Source organism: Aeromonas sp. 75A (assembly GCF_051919425.1).
GTDB classification, from domain to species: Bacteria; Pseudomonadota; Gammaproteobacteria; order Enterobacterales; family Aeromonadaceae; genus Aeromonas; species Aeromonas veronii.
Genome location: NZ_JBQBES010000002.1, coordinates 1593004 through 1613258, shown reverse-complemented (window position 1 = coordinate 1613258; position 20255 = coordinate 1593004). Strand labels below are relative to the sequence as shown.

16 protein-coding genes and 1 riboswitch are annotated in these 20255 nt (G+C 62.0%); of the genes, 12 read left to right on the top strand and 4 right to left on the bottom strand.

The annotated features are described in order from the left end of the window. Position 1 precedes the first annotated feature (1 nt). Positions 2 to 499, top strand: coding sequence for a GNAT family N-acetyltransferase (locus ACTG2T_RS07370; protein WP_330125411.1), 498 nt, complete (start codon positions 2 to 4; stop codon positions 497 to 499). A 155-nt stretch (positions 500 to 654) separates the two neighbouring features. Here the strand turns inward: ACTG2T_RS07370 and ACTG2T_RS07365 are convergent, their stop codons facing one another. Together ACTG2T_RS07365 and ACTG2T_RS07360 are read right to left on the bottom strand one after the other, a co-directional pair. After that, the gene (locus tag ACTG2T_RS07365) at positions 655 to 831 is read right to left on the bottom strand and encodes a hypothetical protein (RefSeq protein WP_005340085.1); all 177 of its coding nucleotides are present in this window, start codon (positions 829 to 831) and stop codon (positions 655 to 657) included. Positions 832 to 1337: 506 nt separating this feature from the next. Then, a complete protein-coding gene (locus tag ACTG2T_RS07360; protein ID WP_021231596.1) occupies positions 1338 to 2615 on the bottom strand; it encodes a cation:proton antiporter in 1278 nt (425 codons plus the stop codon). A gap of 216 nt (positions 2616 to 2831) precedes the next feature. Between ACTG2T_RS07360 and metH the strand changes: the two genes are divergently transcribed. Both metH and rimK read left to right on the top strand, forming a co-directional pair. Then, positions 2832 to 6527, top strand: a complete 3696-nt coding sequence (metH, locus tag ACTG2T_RS07355) for a methionine synthase (RefSeq protein WP_330125412.1) — start codon at positions 2832 to 2834, stop codon at positions 6525 to 6527. Positions 6528 to 6758: 231 nt separating this feature from the next. Next, complete coding sequence (rimK, locus tag ACTG2T_RS07350; RefSeq protein WP_005340088.1) at positions 6759 to 7655, top strand: 30S ribosomal protein S6--L-glutamate ligase; 897 nt, start codon at positions 6759 to 6761, stop codon at positions 7653 to 7655. Between the two features lie 95 nt (positions 7656 to 7750). Here the strand turns inward: rimK and ACTG2T_RS07345 are convergent, their stop codons facing one another. Both ACTG2T_RS07345 and ACTG2T_RS07340 read right to left on the bottom strand, forming a co-directional pair. Beyond that, a complete protein-coding gene (locus tag ACTG2T_RS07345) occupies positions 7751 to 8995 on the bottom strand; it encodes a sensor histidine kinase (protein WP_201947747.1) in 1245 nt (414 codons plus the stop codon). Beyond that, positions 8992 to 9660, bottom strand: a complete 669-nt coding sequence (locus ACTG2T_RS07340; RefSeq protein WP_058054173.1) for a response regulator transcription factor — start codon at positions 9658 to 9660, stop codon at positions 8992 to 8994. Before ACTG2T_RS07340 ends, ACTG2T_RS07345 begins: the two co-directional genes overlap by 4 nt. Positions 9661 to 9748: 88 nt before the next feature. Between ACTG2T_RS07340 and ACTG2T_RS07335 the strand changes: the two genes are divergently transcribed. From ACTG2T_RS07335 to thiH, 9 genes are all read left to right on the top strand, one after another. Beyond that, the gene (locus tag ACTG2T_RS07335; RefSeq protein ID WP_005340092.1) at positions 9749 to 10171 is read left to right on the top strand and encodes a hypothetical protein; all 423 of its coding nucleotides are present in this window, start codon (positions 9749 to 9751) and stop codon (positions 10169 to 10171) included. Between the two features lie 86 nt (positions 10172 to 10257). Next, positions 10258 to 10743 (top strand): hypothetical protein, encoded by a 486-nt coding sequence (locus ACTG2T_RS07330; RefSeq protein ID WP_330125413.1) that lies wholly within the window; start codon positions 10258 to 10260, stop codon positions 10741 to 10743. Between the two features lie 260 nt (positions 10744 to 11003). Beyond that, complete coding sequence (aerA, locus tag ACTG2T_RS07325) at positions 11004 to 12467, top strand: aerolysin AerA (protein ID WP_199258981.1); 1464 nt, start codon at positions 11004 to 11006, stop codon at positions 12465 to 12467. A 271-nt stretch (positions 12468 to 12738) separates the two neighbouring features. Continuing rightward, positions 12739 to 12851: riboswitch (TPP riboswitch) on the top strand. 280 nt (positions 12852 to 13131) lie between these two features. Next, a complete protein-coding gene (gene thiC / locus ACTG2T_RS07320) occupies positions 13132 to 15123 on the top strand; it encodes a phosphomethylpyrimidine synthase ThiC (protein WP_158113741.1) in 1992 nt (663 codons plus the stop codon). After that, positions 15120 to 16736 carry a thiamine phosphate synthase gene (gene thiE / locus ACTG2T_RS07315; protein WP_330125414.1) on the top strand — a complete coding sequence of 539 codons (1617 nt, stop codon included), beginning with the start codon at positions 15120 to 15122 and terminating at the stop codon, positions 16734 to 16736. The genes thiC and thiE overlap by 4 nt, the downstream gene beginning before the upstream one ends. Then, complete coding sequence (locus tag ACTG2T_RS07310; protein ID WP_330125415.1) at positions 16726 to 17484, top strand: HesA/MoeB/ThiF family protein; 759 nt, start codon at positions 16726 to 16728, stop codon at positions 17482 to 17484. Before thiE ends, ACTG2T_RS07310 begins: the two co-directional genes overlap by 11 nt. After that, positions 17481 to 17687 (top strand): sulfur carrier protein ThiS, encoded by a 207-nt coding sequence (gene thiS / locus ACTG2T_RS07305; RefSeq protein WP_236317238.1) that lies wholly within the window; start codon positions 17481 to 17483, stop codon positions 17685 to 17687. The genes ACTG2T_RS07310 and thiS overlap by 4 nt, the downstream gene beginning before the upstream one ends. A gap of 1 nt (position 17688) precedes the next feature. Next, positions 17689 to 18456, top strand: coding sequence for a thiazole synthase (locus ACTG2T_RS07300; protein ID WP_330125416.1), 768 nt, complete (start codon positions 17689 to 17691; stop codon positions 18454 to 18456). A 35-nt stretch (positions 18457 to 18491) separates the two neighbouring features. Further along, positions 18492 to 19709: a 2-iminoacetate synthase ThiH gene (gene thiH / locus ACTG2T_RS07295; RefSeq protein WP_330125432.1), complete on the top strand. Its 1218-nt coding sequence runs from the start codon at positions 18492 to 18494 to the stop codon at positions 19707 to 19709. The last annotated feature ends 546 nt before the right edge of the window (positions 19710 to 20255 follow it).

The window sequence follows — 20255 nt, the reverse complement described above, 5'->3', positions numbered from 1 at the left end:
CATGATTGCCTCCTCCCGCCTGATCCTGCGCGAAATGATCGCCACCGACGCCCCCTTCATCCTTGAGCTGCTCAATGACGGCGACTTTTATCGTTACATCGGCGATCGGGGCATTCGCACCCTGGAGCAGGCGCAGGAGTATATCCAGCAGGGGCCGGCGGTCAGCTATGCCCGCTATGGTCACGGACTCTATCTGGTGGAGCGCAAAGAGGACGGTGTCAGCCTCGGTATCTGCGGTTTGATCAAGCGCGATACCCTGGAGCAGGTCGATATCGGTTACGCCTTCCTGCCGCAATATCGCGGTCAGGGCTACGCCATTGAAGCGGCGCAGGCCGCCCTTGCCGATGGCAAAAGCCGGTTGGGGAGCGGGCAGGTAGTTGCCATCGTCACTCCGGGCAACGAGCGATCCATCGGCCTGCTGGCCAAGTTGGGGCTGGTGCGCAGTCGGCTGGTCAAGCTGAGCGAAGATGCCGATGAGTGCCTGCTACTGGAGCAGTGATCAAGGTCAGAGAGCTGAAAAGCGAATGGCGAGGTGGCTGTCAGGCTGAGTGACAAGCAAGAGGCCGGGTCTGGCTAAAGGCGTGAGAGAGAAGCAAAGAGGCCGCCGTGAGTTGCGGCCTGTCTGCATCGGGCGCTGCCGGAGGGCAGGCAGGATCAGTTGAGGTCTTCGATGGAGAACTCGCCAGCGATACCATCACAGGAGATGGCGAAACCGCCGCTGAAGCGGGTGCTGAACTGGATCAGAAACGCATCATTGTCGTGCTCTTGCACAGGCAGGTTGATGGGCTTGCTGCGACGCAGGGGCTTGTGTGTTTGTACTGCTTTCATCATGGTATTTCTCTATATAAATTAGGTGTTTGCTCCTTGTATTGGCAAATGTCAGGTCAATGGGCGCGGTCGATTGGGTGAACGACAAGCGCGCAGGAATACCCAGCCCGGTTAAGGGGCGTCTGCACTTTCAAGGAATATGCTGATGCATAAATCAAATTGGGTGGGCAGATCGGGTCTGCACCGTGAGAGCCGGGCAACGCAGGCAGACAGCCTGACGGTTCTCAAGGCGAGTAAATCAGAAGAAGGTTATGCGGGTACTGGCAGGATTCATCGTGAGGTGAAGCATTGCAGGGTAAACATAAACAGGGCTGATTAACTAGCCGACGCGCATTCTCTCCTCGAAATGAATAAAAAGCAAACAATAATTTGCCGATGTTGAAGTCAGTACACTTTTCCTCTGTGTAATCAAGGTGCTATCAGCAGCAAATATTCGCAACTATCCGCCATAAAAAGAGGGCTCCCGACGGGAGCCCTCTCTCATTCTGCAATCAGCACAGTGGGCGGACTCAGTAGTCGCCACAGGCCTTCTTGGCAGCCGTGATCATCGGGGTGATGGTCATGCCTTGCACCACGATGGAGAACATCACCACCGAGTAGGTCATCACCAGGATGACCTGACGCAGATCGACGCCATGTTCCGGGATCATCATGACGCCGGAGGGGAGTGCCAGTGCCATCGCCATCGCCAGACCACCGCGCAGGCCACCCCAGGTGAGGATCCGTACCGAGAAGGTGTTGTAATTGCGGAATCGGCGGAAAGCCACATAGGGCAGCGACACGCTGATAAAGCGGGCACCCAGGCAGAGCGGCACCGCAATGACCAGCAGGATCCAGTCACGCCAGGCGAGATCCAGCAGTACCAGCGCCAGACCGATCAGCAGGAACAGCAGGGCGTTGAGGAACTGGTCCATCAACTCCCAGAAGTGATCCAGGTGATGGCTACTCTGCTCGGAGAAGCCGGAGTGACGGGTCCAGTTGCCGATCATGATGCCGGTGACCACCATGGCCAGTGCGCCGGAGACGCCGATCATGTTGGCAAAGGCAAAGCCGGCGGTCGGGATACAGAGGGTCAGCAGCAGCTCCAATGAACCGTCATCGGTGGCGCTGATCATCACGTGGGCGATGAGGCCCAGCACGGCACCGAACAGGATGCCGCCGAGGGCTTCGTGCAGGAACAGACCGGCCACGCTACCGAAGGTGGGCTCGACACCGCCAAAGGCGACGGCAAACACGGTAGCGAAGATGACGAGGCCAACACCGTCGTTGAACAGGGATTCCCCTTCGATCTGGATGGCGATCTGGGGTGGCGCTTTCATCTTCTTGACGATGGCCAGTACGGCAATCGGGTCAGTGGGGGAGATCAGCGCGCCGAACAGCATGCAGTAGACCAGCGGCAACTCCCAGCCCAGCAGCTTGGCGATAAACCAGAAGCCGTAGCCGATGAGGAAGGTGGAGAGCAGGGTGGCAATGATGGCCAGAATGGTGATCTCCCACTTCTGGCTACGCAGCGCCTTGAGGTTGATGCCGAGGCCACCGGCGAACAGCAGGAAGCCCAGAATCCCCTTCAGCAGGAAGTTCTGGAAGTCGATGCTCTCCATGGTCTTGACGGCAAGAGGTTCCAGATTGAACCAGCCCAGTTTACCGAACAGCACCAGCAACGCGGAGATCAGCATGGAGCCCGCAGTGATGGCGATGGTGGTCTGGATCTTCACAACATACTGGTTGGCAAAGGCGATAAAAATCGCCAACGCTGCCAGAAAACAGAGTGTGTAGTAGACGCTCATAGTTATTTTTTTCTCGTTGGTAGACAGCAAGCACGTATCCCTATGCAGGACGGGCATAGGTTACTCTCGGGCCCTATGTTACTCATTACCCATAAATGAGTATATGGTGGTGCATTTGGACTGATAGACGGCTAGATTTCCATTTTATTTGTTTGCTGTTAGGATGCTGTTTACGCAGTTGCATGGATGTAAGAGGAACACGCGGTGTCGAACGTAATGTCGAGCAGAGAGCCGAGCAAGCAGTCGGACGTAACAAAGAAGCTGGAAGCCTGCCTCAGGGAGCGGATCCTGATCATCGACGGGGCCATGGGCACCATGATCCAGGGCTACAAGCTGGGGGAGGCAGATTATCGGGGTGAGCGGTTTGCCGACTGGCATACCGACATCAAGGGCAACAACGATCTGCTGGTGCTGACCCGTCCGGCGGTGATCCGCGAGATCCACGAGCAGTATTGCGCTGCCGGGGCCGACATTCTCGAGACCAACACCTTCAACGCCACGCGCATCGCCATGGCCGATTACGAGATGGAAGAGTTTTCCGCCGAGATCAACCGTGAAGCCGCCCGTCTGGCCCGCGCTGTGGCCGACGAGTGGACGGCAAAAGATCCCGCCAAGCCGCGCTTCGTCGCAGGGGTGTTGGGCCCCACCAACCGCACCGCCTCCATCTCGCCGGATGTGAACGATCCCGGCAAGCGCAACGTCACCTATGACCAGCTGGTGGCCGCCTATACCGAATCGACCCACGCCCTGATCGAGGGGGGCGCCGACATCATCCTGATCGAGACCATCTTCGATACCCTCAACGCCAAGGCCGCCGCCTTCGCGGTGGAAGGGGTGTTCGAGGCGCTGGGTTACAGCCTGCCGGTGATGATCTCCGGCACCATTACCGATGCCTCCGGCCGTACCCTCTCCGGCCAGACCACCGAAGCCTTCTACCACTCGCTGCGCCACGTCAAACCCGTTTCGTTCGGCCTCAACTGTGCGCTGGGCCCGGACGAGCTGCGCCAGTATGTGGAGGAGTTGTCTCGCATCAGCGAATCCTGCGTCAGCGCCCACCCCAACGCCGGTCTGCCCAATGCGTTCGGTGAGTACGACCTCGATGCGGGTGAGATGGCGGAGCATATCCGCGAGTGGGCCCAAAGCGGCTTCCTCAACATGGTCGGTGGTTGCTGCGGCACCACCCCGACCCATATTCGCGCCATGGCGGACGCCGTGGCGGGCATCAAGCCGCGCGTGCTGCCCGAGCTGCCGGTGGCCTGCCGCCTGTCTGGCCTCGAGCCGCTGATCATTACCCCTGAATCCATGTTCGTGAACGTGGGGGAGCGCACCAACGTCACCGGTTCGGCCAAGTTCAAGCGGCTGATCAAGGAGGGGCTCTACGACGAGGCGCTCGATGTTGCCAAGCAGCAGGTGGAGAACGGCGCCCAGATCATCGACATCAACATGGACGAGGGGATGCTGGACGCCGAAGCGGCCATGGTGCGCTTCCTCAACCTCATCGCCGGTGAGCCGGATATCGCCCGGGTGCCTGTGATGATCGACTCCTCCAAGTGGGAGGTGCTGGAAGCGGGCCTCAAGTGCGTGCAGGGCAAGCCGGTGGTCAACTCCATCTCCATGAAAGAGGGGGAGGAGAAGTTCATTCAGCAGGCTAAACTGCTGCGCCGCTACGGCGCAGCCGTCATCGTGATGGCGTTCGATGAAGCGGGTCAGGCGGATACCCGCGCCCGCAAGTTCGAGATCTGCCAGCGTGCCTACCGGATCCTGGTGGATCAGGTCGGTTTCCCGCCGGAAGACATCATCTTCGACCCCAACATCTTCGCGGTGGCGACCGGCATCGATGAGCACAACAACTACGCGGTGGACTTCATCGAGGCGGTGAAGGACATCAAAACGCACCTGCCCCACGCCATGATCTCCGGCGGCGTCTCCAACGTCTCGTTTTCGTTTCGTGGCAACGAGCCGGTGCGGGAAGCCATTCACGCCGTCTTCCTCTACCACGCCATCAAGAACGGTATGGATATGGGGATCGTCAACGCCGGTCAGCTCGCCATCTATGAAGACATTCCGGCGGAGCTGAAAGAGAAGGTCGAGGCGGTGGTGCTCAACCTCAATGACAACGCCACCGAGGAGCTGCTGGCCATCGCCGAGAAGTATCGCGGTGCCGGTGCACAGGCTGAGGATCCGCGGGATCAGGAGTGGCGCAGCTGGCCGGTGGGCAAGCGGCTGGAGCACGCACTGGTCAAGGGGATCACCGACTTTATCGAAGAGGATACCGAAGAGGCGCGCGCTGGCGCCGAGAAGCCGCTGCATGTCATCGAAGGGCCGCTGATGGATGGCATGAACGTGGTCGGCGACCTGTTCGGGGCGGGCAAGATGTTCCTGCCGCAGGTGGTGAAATCGGCGCGGGTGATGAAGCGGGCTGTGGCCTATCTGCAGCCCTATATCGAGGCGGAAAAGTCGGGAGGCTCCAGCAATGGCAAGATAGTGCTCGCCACAGTCAAGGGTGACGTGCACGACATCGGCAAGAACATCGTCGGGGTGGTGCTGCAGTGCAACAACTTCGAGATTGTCGACCTCGGGGTCATGGTCTCCTGCGAGACCATTCTCAAGACTGCGCGGGAGGTCGGCGCCGATATCATCGGGTTGTCGGGTCTCATTACCCCATCGCTGGACGAGATGGTGCACGTGGCCAAGGAGATGGAGCGTCAGGGCTTCAAGCTGCCGCTGCTGATCGGCGGGGCTACCACCTCCAAGGCCCACACTGCGGTGAAGATAGAGCAGAACTACTCGGAGCCTGTGGTCTATGTCTCCAACGCCTCCCGCGCGGTGGGGGTGGCCCAGAGCCTGCTCAGCCCGGATCTGAAGGAGGCGTTTGTCGCCCGCATCGACAAGGAGTACGAGATCGCCCGGGATCAGCATGCCCGCAAGCAGCCGCGCTCCCGTCCGGTCAGTCTGGCTCATGCCCGCGCCAACCGGCACCAGCTGGACTGGGTTGGCTACCAGCCGCCGAAGCCCCGCGAGCTCGGGGTGCAGAAATTCGAAAATGTGCCCATTTCGGTGCTGCGCCCCTACATCGACTGGACGCCGTTCTTCCTCAGCTGGGAGCTGGCGGGCAAATTTCCGCGCATCCTCGAGGACGAGATCATTGGCGAGGAGGCGACCAAGCTGTTTGCCGATGCCAACGCCATGCTGGACCAGCTGGAAAAGGATCAGAGCGTGCGCTGCGCCGGGGTGATCGGCCTGTTCCCCGCCAACGCGGTAGGGGACAGCATCGAGGTCTACAGCGACGAGTCCCGCACAGAAGTGATCAAGGTGCTGCACCACCTGCGCCAGCAGAGCGAGAAGCAGGGCTTCCCCAACTACTGTCTGGCGGACTATGTGGCGCCGAAAGAGAGCGGCAAGCCCGACTGGATCGGTGCCTTCGCGGTGACCGGCGGCATCGGTGAGGAGGCCATCGCCAAGGCCTACAAGGCGCAGCATGACGACTACAACGCCATCCTGATTCAGGCGGTGTGCGACCGTCTGGCCGAAGCCTTTGCCGAGTATCTGCACGAGCAGGTGCGCAAGGTACACTGGGGTTATGCTCCCGACGAGGCCCTCAGCAACGAGGAGCTCATTCGCGAGAACTATCAGGGCATCCGCCCGGCCCCCGGTTATCCGGCCTGCCCGGAGCACACCGAGAAGGGGAGCATCTGGGAACTGCTGAAGGTGGAGCAGGCTATCGGCATGCAGCTCACCGAATCCTACGCCATGTGGCCGGGGGCGGCGGTGTCGGGTTGGTACTTCTCCCATCCCGAGAGCAAATACTTCGCGGTGGCGCAGATCCAGCAAGATCAGGTGGAGGATTACGCTGTTCGCAAGGGGATGACGCTGGCAGATGCCGAGCGCTGGCTGGGGCCAAACCTGAACTGACTCCCGCGTGACATCGGTTGATCTTTAACGAGAAACGGCGGCATCCTTGCACGGGTTGAACAACCTGCGCAGAGCCGCCGTTTAACCTGTTGGTCACAGTGATGTGGTAGCGTGCGGTTTGGTGTGGTTTGTCTTGTTGTCAGGATAAACAATTGGCGTTGTCTTGGCGCTGTGGCACCTTATACTCTCCCGCCCCATCCTGCCCAGGCATAGCCTTCTAGCGGAATTGTCATGAAGATCGCTATTTTATCCCGTGAGCCGAAAAACTACTCCACCCGCCGTCTGGTCGAGGTGGCACAGGCGCGCGGTCATCAGGTAGAGGTGCTCGACACCCTGCGCTGCTATATGAATATCGCTTCCCACAACCCCTCCATTCATTACGAGGGTGGGGAGCTGGGAAGCTATGACGCCGTGATCCCCCGGATCGGGGCCAGCATTACCGCCTACGGCACCGCCGTGCTGCGCCAGTTCGAGATGATGAACACCATGGCTCTCAACAGCTCGGTGGCCATCAGCCGTTCCCGCGACAAGTTGCGGGCGATGCAACTGCTCTCCCGCCACGGCATCGGCCTGCCCATCACCGGCTATGCCCACAGCACCCACGACGTGCCCGACCTCATCACCATGGTGGGCGGGGCGCCGCTGGTGGTGAAACTGCTGGAGGGAACCCAGGGGATTGGCGTGGTGCTCTGCGAGACCCAGAAAGCCGCCGAGAGTGTGATCGAGGCCTTTATCCAGACCAACAACAACATTCTGGTGCAGGAGTATATCCGCGAGGCCAATGGCGCCGACATCCGCTGTCTGGTGGTCAACGGCAAGGTGGTTGCCGCCATGCGCCGTCAGGCACAGCCGGGGGAGTTTCGCTCCAACCTGCACCGTGGCGGCACCGCCGAGGCGATCAAGATCACTCCGGAAGAGCGCGCTACCGCGGTGCAGGCCGCCAAGATCATGGGGCTGGATGTGGCGGGGGTCGATATCCTGCGCAGCGCCCGCGGCCCGCTGGTGCTGGAGGTCAACTCCTCCCCCGGCCTGCAAGGGGTGGAAGCCGCCTCCGGCAAGGATGTGGCCGGCAAGATCATCGAGTTCCTCGAACTCAAGGCGAGCCGCAAGAACAAACCGGCGGAGTGAGCCTCAGGCTTGCATCCGTCAGATAGCAACAAGGCGCCCTCGGGCGCCTTGTTGCTATCTGGCTAGTGGGTTGGCGGTGCCACTGCGCCCTCACCCTAACCCTCTCCCAAAGGGAGAGGGAACTGTTCGGCAGTGATCATCGCCAGCCTTGCGCTGAATACGCCATTCTCCAGCCGGGTATCGATCTGCCAGCCCAGCTTCTCGCAGATGCGCTGGATGATGGTGAGGCCGCAGCCGTAGCCGAGGATCTGATCCGGCGCCGCCGCCGTCGGGTTGCTGATGGTGAGCACCGGGCCACACAGCTCGATGTCGATATGTCCCTCGGCATAGCTCAGGGCATTTTTCAGCAGGTTGCCGAGGGCAATGGCGAGCAGGGAGAGGGGGGCGTTTACTTCGCTGCTCTCGTCCAGGTTAAGCCGGATATCGAGGGCCTCCCGCTGCAACAGCGGAGCGAGGCGGGCCAGCTCCTGACGGATCAGCGGGGTCACCTGCTGCAGCGGTCGCTCCACTGCCTCCTTGCGGCCCAGCAGCAGGAAGGTCTCGGTGAGCAGCGCCATCTCGTCGGCGGCAGCGCGGATACGGGTGGTGGCGCGGGCGGCCGGTGCGGGCAGATCCGTCACCTTGCCGAGCAGGGCCGCCGAGCCCTGGATCACCATGTTGGGGGTGCGCAGCTCGTGGCTGGCGAAGCGGCTGAACTCCTGCTCGCGAGCGAACACTGCGCTCACCTCCTGCTTGCCGGCCAGCAGCGCCAGCTCGATATCCCGCAGCTCCTGCCAGGGGGCGTCGGGCTCGAAATCAGCCTGATCCGGGGTGAGGTGGGCGACCCTCTGTTGCAGCCGTTGCAGCGGTCCTGTGATATGGCGCACCAGCCAGATGCCGAAGCCGAGGCAGGCGAGCAGCAGCGCCAGCCCGATCAGCCGGGTCGCCAGATGCAGCTTGTCTTCGTAGGGGTCGAGGTAGTCGTCGGCGTCGTCATTGAACACCAGATAGAGCAGTCCCTCGCCGGAGGGGTGACGAGCCACCAGAAAGTGTTTGTCCTCCTTGCCCAGCTGGTGCTCGAAAAAGCCGGGAGTCTGGTAGGGCTTCAACCACTTGGGTAAGCGGCCCGCCTCGGTCCAGTAGCTGGAGAACTGTCTGGGGCTCGGGGCTGCCGCCGCCGGGCCGAGTCGCAGCCAGTCATCGCTGTAGCGGGTCACTTCGGCTTCCAGCCAGTGGCGCAGGCTCAGCTCTTCCATCTTGTCTTCGGCCACCAGCATCAGGCCGGAGAGCAGGATCAGCAGCACCACCCCGGCGCCGCCGAGCGCCATGATCAGGCGGCGGCGCAGGCTCGGCAGGCTCATGCGTTCACCAGTCGGTAGCCCTGACCGTGCAGGGTCTCCAGCATGGGAGTGGGGAAGGGTTTGTCCAGCGCGTTGCGCAGGGCGTAGATATGGCTGCGCAGGGCATCGGAGTCGGGCTCCTCATCCCCCCAGACGGTGTCGAGCACCTCCTGACGGCTGACGATGGCGGGGGCGCGGCGGGCCAGCAGGGCGAGGATCCGGAACGGGATCTTGCCGAGCTTGAGGGGCTCACCGGCGCGGGTGGCGCGGCCGCTGGCGACATCGACCGTCAGATCGCCAAAGCTGATGGCCCCCACATCGCCGCGCGGGCCGCGCAGGCTGAGGGCTTGCAGCCGTACCTCCAGCTCCTCCATGGCGAACGGCTTGACCAGATAGTCATCCCCTCCCGCCTTGAAGCCTGCCAGCTTGTCTTCCAGGCTGTCGCGGGCGGTGAGAAACAGCACGGGAGTGGCAATCCCCTGCTCGCGCAGGCGCGCTACTGTGCTGAGGCCATCGAGGCGCGGCATCATCACATCCATGATGATGACGTCGAAACGCTGCTCCTCCAGCAGTTGCAGCGCCGCCTGACCGTGATAGGCACAATCGAGGCGGTGACCGGCCAGCTCCAGATAATCCATGATGGTTTCCGCCACCTGAGGATTGTCTTCCACTACCAAAATCTTCATGCTTTGCTCTCCTGGTTGGCGAGCGTTTCACGCTCTTTTCACACCGGATTCGGCATCCTGTTTGCCAGTGTAACCCCGAGGATCCCTGATGAAGAAGTCTCTCTGCGCCCTTCTGCTGCTGATATTGTTGCCACTTGGCACCGCACAGGCGACCGAATTCAAACTGACCGGCCGCACCACCTGGCAGCTTGGCCAGTTGATGGTCAACGGCATGCCGTTCGTGATCGACGACCAGACTCGCTTCAAGGATTGGCTCAACGAGGATGATCTCGGTGGTACCTGGGTCGAGATGAAGGGGGTGGTGGAGAACGGCGTACGCTATGTACGCAAGGTCGAAGCCCTCGACGAAGATGACAAGGACGAGATGGATCTGGAGGGGCCGGTCGAAGGAGGGCGGATCTGGGGCTACACCACCTCTGACAACAGTCTGGCGCCGTTCGAAGGGCGCTGGCTTGAGCTGGAGTGCAAGTTTGACGGCATGCGTCTGAGCCGCTGCCGCGAGGATGACTGATCCGATCTCTGCGTTCCGATTAGAAATGCTCCCGAATGAAGCCCATGCTTGTCCAGCATGGGCTTTTTGTTCAGGGACGAACGAAGATGGAACAATCGAGAAAGTGGTGTGCATGGATGCTGGGTGTGCCGCTCTGGGCGGCGCAGGCGGGAGCCGACGAATTGTGGCTGGTGGAGCTGGAGCACAGCGACGGCATCCGCCTGCAATTTCAGGGGGCCGAAGTGGAGCTGGGCAGTGCCGCCATCTGGCGGCAGGGGGAGATTTGGCCGCAGCCACTCAAACCCGGCGACCAGCTCGCCCTGCTGGTGGCCGATGGCGTTGCCACCCGCATTGAGCTGCTGGCCGCCAGAGCCCCGCTGGCCAATCAGCCCTGGCAGCGGGCGCAAGATCGCCTGCAATCCTTCGATGACCGGCAGCTCACGTTGGCTACCCTGGGCACTGTGCCACTCAATCCGCTGGTGCGCTGGGTCAACGGTTCGGCCGCCGATCTGCATGCCGGGAGCGAGCTGGTATTGATCCGTTCGGCGAATGGAATATTGCAGGGAATTGAAGTGATCAATCCGGAAGAGTAATTCAGTATCTTCTTATTTAATATAGCTTCACCATATTGTGGCAGCCATTAAATAATGGCTGCCACAATATTTATGATTTATTCCTCAATAAAGTCATCACTCTAATTATTTTCTTATACCACCATTATTTTGTTTGTCATGGATGTTTTTTGGTGGTTTATTTTATTTGTGTCAGCTTTTGTCGGAGTCCATACCTGTCAAATGAAAAAGGATATTTCTACACAATAACAATTATCGTATGTCTGAAAGAGGGATAAATGATGAATAGAATAATTACCGCCAATCTGGCGTTTTTGGCGTCTTCATTGATGCTCGCTCAGGTGCAGGCGGCTGAACCTGTCTACCCTGATCAGGTCAAGTGGGCGGGGCTTGGCACGGGCGTCTGTGCCAGTGGTTACCGTCCTCTGACCCGCGATGAAGCCATGAGTATCAAGGGTAATCTGGTCAGCCGCATGGGGCAGTGGCAGATCACCGGGCTGGCGGATCGCTGGGTGATTATGGGGCCGGGATATAATGGCGAAATCAAACAGGGCACTGCCGGAGAAACCTGGTGTTATCCCAACTCACCGGTTTCCGGAGAAATACCAGCACTCTCTGACTGGAATATTCCGGCGGGTGATGAGGTCGATGTGCAATGGCGGCTTGTCCACGACAATGATTATTTTATCAAGCCGGTCAGTTATCTCGCTCATTATTTGGGATACGCCTGGGTGGGTGGAAATCATAGCCCCTATGTCGGGGAAGATATGGATGTTACCCGGGTTGGCGATGGCTGGCTGATAAAGGGAAATAATGACGGCGGCTGCTCCGGATATCGTTGCGGGGAGAAGAGCTCCATCAAGGTAAGCAACTTCTCATATACCCTGGAGCCCGACTCCTTCAGCCATGGTCAGGTCACCGAGAGCGGCAAGCAGCTGGTCAAGACCATCACGGCCAATGCGACCAACTACACGGATCTGCCTCAGCAGGTGGTGGTGACCCTGAAGTACGACAAGGCCACCAACTGGTCGAAGACCGACACCTACAGCCTGAGCGAGAAGGTGACTACCAAGAACAAGTTTCAGTGGCCGTTGGTGGGGGAAACCGAACTGGCCATCGAGATCGCTGCGAGCCAGAGCTGGGCCTCCCAGAAAGGGGGCTCGACGACCGAGACCGTCTCGGTTGAAGCGCGCCCCACGGTGCCGCCTCACTCCAGCCTGCCGGTGCGGGTTGCCCTCTACAAGTCCAACATCTCCTACCCCTACGAGTTCAAGGCCGAGGTCAATTATGACCTGACCATGAAGGGCTTCCTGCGTTGGGGCGGCAATGCCTGGTATACCCATCCTGAGAATCGTCCGACCTGGGAGCACACCTTTGCCGTCGGCCCGTTCCGCGACAAGGCAAGCAGCATTCGCTACCAGTGGGACAAGCGTTATATCCCGGGTGAAGTGAAGTGGTGGGACTGGAACTGGACCATCAGCGAGTATGGTTTGTCGACCATGCAGAATAACCTGGGTCGTGTGCTGCGCCCGATCCGTTCGGCAGTGACCGGTGACTTCTATGCCGAGAGCCAGTTTGCCGGCGATATCGAAATCGGTCAGCCCCAGACCCGTTCCGCGAAGGCTGCCCAGCTGCGCAGTGCCTCTGCCGATGAGGTGGCGCTTACCGGTGTGGATCTGGACAGCGAGGCCCTTGCCAACGAAGGGTTTGGCAACGTATCTCTGACCATAGTTCCGGTTCAATAACCTCCCTCGCAGGCCCCTTTCATAGGGGCCTGTTTCTGTTCTGCGCAAGACGATGCACTTGCCCTGCGCCCCTCGATTTTCCCTCTTTTTCTCCTCTTGTCCCTGAATGATCACAACAGGAAGCTATGGCTTGCCAAGGGGATGCCAACGCAGGTTTGACCTGTACTTGGGGTGGCCCCGTGAGCGAGGCATCGTTCACTCATTTGTTGAAAGAGGCGTGTTGGCCAGATTGTTAACGGCTTGTGCTTTAGATTTTCCCCCTTATACTTGCGCCATCTTGTCGGAGTGCTGACCGTCGAACGACGCGAAGCTGAGACCGTTAATTCGGGATCCGTGGAACCTGATCAGGTTAAAACCTGCGAAGGGAACAAGGGTAACTTGCGGGTTACCGCGCCGGAGGCGGAACAAGCCTCTTCCGCTCATCGAAGGGATCATCCTTGATGGGTCAGGGCGCACAGGAGGGAGTCTGTCCCGTCCGGTTTTCCTGCACGTGGGGCGCCTTGCCCACAGCGTGCAGAGAGCGGGAAGCGGCAGAACAGCAGCGCGGAGATCCATCCCGCGCGCACTCCCTCCCGAGATAAACACCCCGCCGCAAGTTCATCTTCTCCTCGAACTCCAGACAAGCAAATACCCATAACTTCAACCAGTTAATGTGAGTTTTGCTATGTCTACTTCTGTTTCTGATACCACCAAATCCAGCCGCCGCGAGCAGCGCTCCAGCGCCCAGGCCTTTATCGACAGCCTCAAGGGGATGGCTCATCCCAACTCCCGGCGCATCTTTATCGAAGGCTCCCGCCCCGATATCCGTGTACCCCTGCGGGAAATCCAGCTGGCCGATACTTTCGTCGGCGGCACCAAAGAAGATCCCAAGTTCGAACCCAACGAGCCGGTGCCGGTCTACGACACCTCGGGCCGTTACGGGGAGGAGGGGGTCGCCATCGACGTGCGCCGTGGCCTGCCGCGCTTGCGGGAAAACTGGGTGCTGGAGCGGGATGATACCGACGAGCTGCCGGGGCTCAGCTCCACCTTCACTCAGGAGCGGCTGGCCGACGAGGGGCTGGATCACCTGCGCTTCGAGCATCTGCCGAAACCGCGTCGTGCCAAGCCGGGCCGCCGGGTCACCCAGCTCCACTACGCCCGCGCCGGCATCGTCACTCCCGAGATGGAATTTATCGCCATTCGCGAGAACATGGGGCGCGAGCGGGTGCGCTCTGAACTGTTGCGCACCCAGCATCCGGGCCGCGATTTCGGTGCCCGTTTGCCCCTGAACATCACCCCCGAATTTGTGCGAGATGAGGTGGCCGCCGGTCGCGCCATCATCCCCAGCAACATCAACCACCCGGAAGCGGAGCCGATGATCATCGGCCGCAATTTCCTGGTGAAGATCAACGCCAACATCGGCAACTCGGCGGTCACCTCCAGCATCGAAGAGGAGGTGGAGAAGCTGGTCTGGTCGACCCGCTGGGGCGCCGACACCGTCATGGATCTCTCCACCGGTCGCTACATCCACGAGACCCGCGAGTGGATCCTGCGCAACAGCCCGGTGCCCATCGGTACCGTGCCCATCTATCAGGCGCTGGAAAAGACCAACGGCATTGCCGAAGACCTCACCTGGGAGCTGTTCCGCGATACCCTGCTGGAGCAGGCCGAGCAGGGGGTGGATTACTTCACCATCCACGCCGGCGTCCTGCTGCGCTTCGTGCCGATGACCGCCAAGCGCCTAACCGGCATCGTGTCGCGCGGCGGCAGCATCATGGCCAAGTGGTGCCTGTCGCACCACAAGGAGAACTTCCTCTACCAGCACTTCCGAGAAATTTGCGAGATCTGCGCCGCCTATGACGTGGCGCTGTCGCTGGGCGACGGTCTGCGTCCGGGCTCCGTCTATGACGCCAACGACGAGGCCCAGTTCGCCGAGCTGCGCACCCTGGGCGAGCTGACCAAAATCGCGTGGGAGTACGACGTGCAGGTGATGATCGAGGGGCCGGGCCATGTGCCGATGCACATGATCGAGCGCAACATGACCGAGCAGCTGGAGCACTGCCACGAGGCGCCGTTCTATACGCTGGGCCCGCTCACCACCGACATCGCCCCGGGTTACGATCACTTCACCTCCGGCATTGGCGCCGCGCTGATCGGCTGGTACGGCTGCGCCATGCTCTGCTACGTCACCCCCAAGGAGCATCTGGGGCTGCCCAACAAGGAGGATGTGAAGCAGGGGCTGATTACCTACAAGATCGCCGCTCACGCCGCCGATCTGGCCAAAGGTCACCCGGGTGCCCAAATCCGCGACAACGCCATGTCCAAGGCACGCTTCGAGTTTCGCTGGGAGGATCAGTTCAATCTGGCGTTGGATCCCGACACCGCCCGCGCCTACCACGACGAGACCCTGCCGCAGGAGTCCGGCAAGGTGGCCCACTTCTGCTCCATGTGCGGGCCCAAGTTCTGCTCCATGAAGATCACTCAGGACGTGCGTGACTATGCCGCAAAGCTTGAAGCGGTGGAGATCAAGCTGGTCGGTATGGATGGCCAGCAGGAGCAGGTAGTGGCTCAGGTGGAGAGCGGCATGGCCCGCATGGCTGAAACCTTCAAGGAGACCGGTGGCGAGATCTACCATCAGGCGGCGGCACTGAAACAGGCCGCAGGGGAGGAGGCGTGAGCAGCGCAAGCGGGGCTGTCAGCCCTGCCGATCTGTCGCCCGTGACCGACTCCCGCCCAGTTGTCTGGACCATCGCCGGTTCAGACTCCGGCGGCGGTGCCGGCATTCAGGCCGACTTGCACACATTGCATGACCTCGGCGTGCACGGCTGTTCGGTCATCTCCGCCATTACCGCCCAGAACTCGGTGGCGGTGAAGATGGTCGACCCCGTGCTGATGCAGACCTTCACCGCCCAGATCGACGCCCTCGGCGTCGACCTGCCGCCCGCCGCCATCAAGATCGGTCTGCTGCCGACCCGGCTTCACGTCGAGGTGCTGGCCCGCCGACTGGCGGCCATCGAGGCGCCCTTCGTGGTCTACGATCCGGTGGCCATCGCAAGCAGCGGCACCCCGATGGCGGAGCCCAATATGCTGGAGGCGGTGCGCGAACAGCTGCTGCCACGTCTGTCGCTTATTACCCCCAACGGCCCCGAGCTGGAAGCCCTGACCGGCTTGCCGGTCAGCAGCCCCGAGCTGGTGCGCCTCGCCGCCCGCCGTCTGCGCAAACTCGGCGCTCGCGCCGTGCTGGTCAAGGGCGGCCATCTGGAGTGGAGCGGCGATCTCTGCCTCGATTACTACCAGGACGAGACCCGCGAGTTCTGGCTCGCCGCGCCGCGCCTCGATACCCGCCACGGTCACGGCACCGGCTGCTGCTACGCCAGCGCCATTGCCGCCGTGGTAGCGCAGGATTATCCGGTGGAGGACGCCATCACCCTGGCGCGAGCCTACCTGCAACAGGGGTTGGCGGCGGCGCGGGGGGTGGGGGCAGGCCCGGGCCCCATCGCCCATCTCGGTTGGCCCGCCGATCTGGCTCACTTCCCCCGCGCCGTATTGGTGGGGTCAACCCTCGATCGCCGTTTCGGCCTTTATGAGACAAGCAGCGCCCGCCTGCCGCAGGGCCCCTTCGCGCCGACTGAACACAACCTCGGTCTCTATCCGGTGGTCGATTCGGTCAAGTGGCTGCGCCGCCTGCTGGGGCAGGGGGTCAAGACCATCCAGCTGCGGATCAAGAATCTGCCTGCCGCTCAGGTGGCACCGGCCATTCGCGATGCGGTAGCGCTCGGTCGCCGCCATGGGGCGCGGCTCTTTATCAACGACTACTGGCAGCAGGCCATCGAGGCGGGCGCCTGGGGCGTGCATCTGGGGCAGGAGGATATGGAGACCGCCGATCTCGCCGCCATTCAGGCGGCCGGGCTGCGCCTTGGCATCTCCACCCACGGCTACTTCGAGCTGATGCGAGCGCGCGAGCTGGCCCCCTCCTATATCGCGCTGGGGCATATCTTCCCGACCAACACCAAGGCGATGCCTTCGCGCCCGCAGGGGCTGGTGCGGCTGCATCGCTACCGCGCCCTGATGTGCGACTGGCCGACGGTGGCCATCGGCGGCATCAGCGAGGAGCGGGTGGCGGCGGTCAAGGCAAGCGGGGTCGGCAGTATCGCGCTGGTCTCGGCCATCACTGCCAGCGACGACTGGCAGGGGGCGACCGAACGGCTGCTTGCCGCCGTGGGGGCAGGGGATGAGCCGCGTTCAGCACTGCTCATGACCGACTTGCAGGAGGCTGCCCATGCTCTCTGATGTTGAGTATTTGCGATACGGCCGCCAGCTGATGCTGGCGGAAGTGGGTGAAGAAGGGCAGGCACGGCTGAAAGATAAGTCCGTGCTGATCGTAGGCTTGGGCGGGCTCGGTTCGCCGCTTGCCCTCTATCTGGCCGGGGCCGGGGTGGGCACCTTGTGGCTGGCCGATGGCGATACCGTCGATTCCAGCAATCTGCCGCGCCAGATCCTGTTCGATAGCGAGGCGGTCAACCACTCCAAGGCGGAGCTGGCCCGCGAGCGGTTGGCGGCCTGCAACCCGCTGGTGGAGCTGATCGCCATCAACCAGCGGCTCGATGCCGCCAGCCTGCCGGAGTTTGTGGCCGAGGTGGATCTGGTGATCGATTGCTGCGACAACCTCGCCACCCGCCAGGCCATCAACGCCGCCTGCGTGGCTCAGGGCAAGTCCTGGATCTGTGCCGCCGCAGTGGGTTGGCAGGGGCAGCTGATGGCGCGCACCAGCAGCGATCACGCCTGTTACGCCTGCCTCTATCCGCTGGATACCAAGCTCGCCCAGAGCTGCGAGACCAGCGGCGTCACCGGCCCGCTGGTCGGAGTGATGGGCTCTTTGCAGGCGCTGGAGGCACTGAAACTGCTGCTCGGGATGCCGAGCCCTGTCGCTGGCACCCTGCGCCGCTTCGATGCGTTGACCCATCAGTGGCAGACCCTCACTCTGGCCCCCGACCCCGATTGCCCGGTTTGCGGGCAGCGTAAGGAGATCACCCCATGACCTTGACCATTCGACTCAACGATAAAGTCCAGCCGCTGACGGCAGGGCAGAGCGTGGCCGACCTGCTGGCGGCGCAAGACGTGAATCCACAGGGCGTAGCGGTGGCCCTTAACGGCGCCGTGCTGCCCCGTGGCCGCTGGGCCGAGACCCGTCTCAATGACGGGGACGAACTTCACCTCTTCACCGCCATTGCCGGAGGCTGACATGCTCAAGATTGCCGATCACACCTTCTCATCGCGCCTCTTTACCGGCACCGGCAAGTTTGCCCGTCCGGATCTGATGGCCGCCGCCATCGAGGCGAGCGGCTCCCGGCTGGTCACCATGGCCATCAAGCGGCTTGAACCGGGCAAGGCCCACGACGATATCCTGAGCCCCTTGCTGCAACTCGGGGTCAAGCTGCTGCCCAACACCTCTGGCGCCAAGACCGCCGCCGAGGCGGTGTTTGCCGCCCACCTCGCCCGCGAGGCGCTGGGGACGAACTGGCTGAAGCTGGAGATCCACCCCGACCCGCGCTACCTCTTGCCCGATCCCATCGAGACGCTGAAAGCCGCCGAGCAGCTGGTGAAAGAGGGTTTTGTGGTGCTGCCCTACTGCGGCGCCGATCCCGTGCTCTGCAAGCGGCTGGAAGAGGTGGGCTGCGCCGCCGTGATGCCGCTCGGTGCGCCCATCGGTTCCAATCAGGGGCTGGTGACCCGGGAGTTTCTCTCCATCATCGTCGAGCAGGCCAATGTGCCGGTGGTGGTGGATGCGGGCATCGGTGCGCCGAGCCACGCCGCTGCCGCCTTTGAGCTGGGGGCCGATGCCGTGCTGGTCAACACCGCCATTGCGGTGAGCGGCGACCCGGTCGCCATGGGCCGCGCCTTTGCGCTGGCCTGCGCCGCCGGTCGCAGCGCCTATAAGGCGGGCCTAGGCGCCCGCGCCCTGCAGGCCCAAGCCTCCAGCCCGCTCACCGATTTTCTGGGGGCGTTATGAGTCATGATGCTGGCGCGGGGCAAGAGCCAATCGCCATGCCCTCTTTCTCGGTTTCTCCCGAGGCCGATGTGTTTGGCCCCCCTCTCGGCTCTTCACAAAATAAGGGAGAGGGGCTGGGGGTGAGGGCTGATGCGCCTTCCTTTATCGACCGCTGGCGGGAGCTGGAGTGGGACGATATCGGCATGCAGATCCGCGCCAAGACCGCCGCCGATGTAGAGCGGGCGCTGGGTTCACCCCGCCGTACCTTGGCCGATTTTATGGCGCTGATCTCCCCTGCCGCCGAAGCCTATCTGCCGCAGATGGCAGCCGAGGCCGAGCGGCTGACTCGCCAGCGCTTTGGCAACACCATCGGCTTCTATGTGCCGCTCTATCTGTCGAACCTCTGTGCCAACGACTGCACCTACTGCGGCTTCTCCATGAGCAACCGCCTCAAGCGCAAGACCTTGAATAAAGAGGAGATTGAGCGCGAGTGTCTGGCCATCAAGGCGCGCGGTTTTGACAGCGTGCTGCTGGTGACCGGCGAGCACGAGCACAAGGTGGGGCTCGCCTATTTTCGCGAGGTGATGCCCATCATCCGCCGCCACTTCAGCACGGTGGGGATGGAGGTGCAGCCCCTCTCGCAGGCCGAATATGCCGAGCTGAAAAGCCTCGGCCTCGATGCCGTCATGGTCTATCAGGAGACCTACCACGCCCCCACCTACGCCCGCCACCATCTGCGCGGCAACAAGCGGGACATCGCATGGCGCCTTGCCACGCCGGATCGGCTCGGCCGCGCCGGTATCGACAAAATCGGCTTGGGGGCGCTCATCGGCCTCTCCTCGGATTGGCGCGCCGACAGCTACTTTGTCGCCGAGCATCTGAGCTGGCTTGAGCGCCACCACTGGCAGAGCCGCTACTCGCTCTCCTTCCCGCGCCTGCGCCCCTGCACCGGCGGACTTGAACCTGCCGTGGTTATGTCGGATCGCCAGCTGGCCCAGCTGATCTGCGCCTGGCGCCTCTTCTCGCCCACGCTGGACTTGTCCCTCTCCACCCGCGAGTCGGCCACCTTTCGCAACGGCGCAGTGCGCCTTGGCATCACCCAGATGTCGGCCGAGTCGCGCACCCAGCCGGGGGGCTATGCCGAGGGGGATAAAGAGGAGCTGGAGCAGTTCGCCATCCACGACGACCGCCCGGTAGGGGAAGTGGCCGCCGCCGTGCGGCAGGCGGGTTTGCAGCCGGTGTTTAAAGATTGGGAACCCTTCTTGGGCCGATAGGGGCGGCCATGCCCCCCTTTGCCGGTGGCATCCCGGCGTCCAACCAGACTCCGTGCCTGTGGCGAGCAGGCACGGCTGCGCCGAGTAATCGTAGGGTCGATTAGCCGGTAGGCGTAATCGTCCGTTCCGAGGTATGGCGTTGGCGGCAGGGGCCGTTGTGTGTTGGCACGGCTTTGCCGTGCAGGACGCGAGGCCGCTGGCCTCGAAGGGGTTTCGCCCGCCCTTCGGGCTTGGGCGAGTGACTTTGGAAAGACCCGCTCTTTTCCGAAATCGCACCAAAGGTCTTCTCCCCCGTTTATTCGCCCGACTTACGTCGGGTTCCTTCGGCTCACCCGCTTGTCCGACGGCTCGCGCTGGCGGGCCTTTGGCCTTTGCCATCCATGGCGCCGGCCAAAGTCCGCTTCGAACATCCCTGTTCTTGCGCCAAATCGGGTCGAGCTGGGCTCGCCCTTTCCCGATTTGGCCCATGGCCCGACGCCGCTCGCTCGACATCCTGTCTCGCGGCCTAGACAAGCGGGCTCGTCTCAGCGAGGTAAGAGGGAGCAA

Bases quoted from the DNA above. Each gene is read 5' to 3' on its own strand.
- ACTG2T_RS07370 (WP_330125411.1), top strand. From the start codon at position 2: ATGATTGCCTCCTCCCGCCTGATCCTGCGCGAAATGATCGCCACCGAC.
- ACTG2T_RS07365 (WP_005340085.1), bottom strand. From the start codon at position 831: ATGATGAAAGCAGTACAAACACACAAGCCCCTGCGTCGCAGCAAGCCC.
- ACTG2T_RS07360 (WP_021231596.1), bottom strand. From the start codon at position 2,615: ATGAGCGTCTACTACACACTCTGTTTTCTGGCAGCGTTGGCGATTTTT.
- metH (WP_330125412.1), top strand. From the start codon at position 2,832: ATGTCGAGCAGAGAGCCGAGCAAGCAGTCGGACGTAACAAAGAAGCTG.
- rimK (WP_005340088.1), top strand. From the start codon at position 6,759: ATGAAGATCGCTATTTTATCCCGTGAGCCGAAAAACTACTCCACCCGC.
- ACTG2T_RS07345 (WP_201947747.1), bottom strand. From the start codon at position 8,995: ATGAGCCTGCCGAGCCTGCGCCGCCGCCTGATCATGGCGCTCGGCGGC.
- ACTG2T_RS07340 (WP_058054173.1), bottom strand. From the start codon at position 9,660: ATGAAGATTTTGGTAGTGGAAGACAATCCTCAGGTGGCGGAAACCATC.
- ACTG2T_RS07335 (WP_005340092.1), top strand. From the start codon at position 9,749: ATGAAGAAGTCTCTCTGCGCCCTTCTGCTGCTGATATTGTTGCCACTT.
- ACTG2T_RS07330 (WP_330125413.1), top strand. From the start codon at position 10,258: ATGGAACAATCGAGAAAGTGGTGTGCATGGATGCTGGGTGTGCCGCTC.
- aerA (WP_199258981.1), top strand. From the start codon at position 11,004: ATGAATAGAATAATTACCGCCAATCTGGCGTTTTTGGCGTCTTCATTG.
- thiC (WP_158113741.1), top strand. From the start codon at position 13,132: ATGTCTACTTCTGTTTCTGATACCACCAAATCCAGCCGCCGCGAGCAG.
- ACTG2T_RS07310 (WP_330125415.1), top strand. From the start codon at position 16,726: ATGCTCTCTGATGTTGAGTATTTGCGATACGGCCGCCAGCTGATGCTG.
- thiS (WP_236317238.1), top strand. From the start codon at position 17,481: ATGACCTTGACCATTCGACTCAACGATAAAGTCCAGCCGCTGACGGCA.
- ACTG2T_RS07300 (WP_330125416.1), top strand. From the start codon at position 17,689: ATGCTCAAGATTGCCGATCACACCTTCTCATCGCGCCTCTTTACCGGC.
- thiH (WP_330125432.1), top strand. From the start codon at position 18,492: ATGCCCTCTTTCTCGGTTTCTCCCGAGGCCGATGTGTTTGGCCCCCCT.